At 32.3% G+C, this 773-nt stretch carries 1 pseudogene; it reads left to right on the top strand.

Annotated elements, in window-relative coordinates:
* A pseudogene (locus KPL54_RS25825) lies at positions 1 to 773 on the top strand (RHS repeat-associated core domain-containing protein); the annotation flags it as partial.

Below are 773 nucleotides of genomic sequence, written 5' to 3'. Positions count from 1 at the left end.
ATCTACAGATGATGGCTTAGGAACAACCTATGTTTACAACCTAAAAGGTCAAGTAATCCAGGTTAAAAATGCCCTTGGAGAAACAGTAACGAGAAATACCTATGATCCAAAGGGAAATATGGAAACCTCGATAGATGGTGAAAACAATAAGGTTGAATATACCTACACCTTGCTTGGTCAAATTAAGGATATAGTAACTCCAAACTCCAGAAAAGAAAATAAAAAAGCTCAAAGTTATAAATACGACGCTAGGGGAAACATAACTGGAATCACTGAGGGTAACGGAAACCAAACAAGCTACATGTTAGATGATTGGGGAAGAATAACTCAAATAGTAACTCCAGAAGGTGGAACTGAAAAATACACCTACGATTATGCAGGGAATATTATAACAACTACTGATGCAAATGGTGGAACAATAACTTACAGTTACAATAGTTTAGGACAAGTATCAGAGATAAAAGATCAAGAAGGAAATAGTGAATATTTCTATTACGATGAAGAAGGAAATTTAAGTAAGCAGCTAGATAGAAGCGGAAATATTGTTGATAGAGTTTATAATATTGATAAAAATATAGTTTCTGTAAAAGCTTATAAAAACCATAAAAAGACAATAGAAGAAATTTCAAAAGAGCAAAAAATCTTAAACATTATAGATCAAAGATATAACTATAATGAAGACGGAACACTAAAAAATGCATACACAGGAAACATGTTATATGAGTATAGTTTTAATGATGAAGGAATGCTGGAAAGCAAAAGTGCATCAGGAA

Origin of the sequence: Clostridium estertheticum (assembly GCF_018861295.1) — a bacterium.
Lineage (GTDB): Bacteria > Bacillota > Clostridia > Clostridiales > Clostridiaceae > Clostridium_AD > Clostridium_AD estertheticum_D.
The sequence above is the reverse complement of the archived record's forward strand: the minus strand, read 5'-3'. Positions and strand labels throughout refer to the sequence as shown.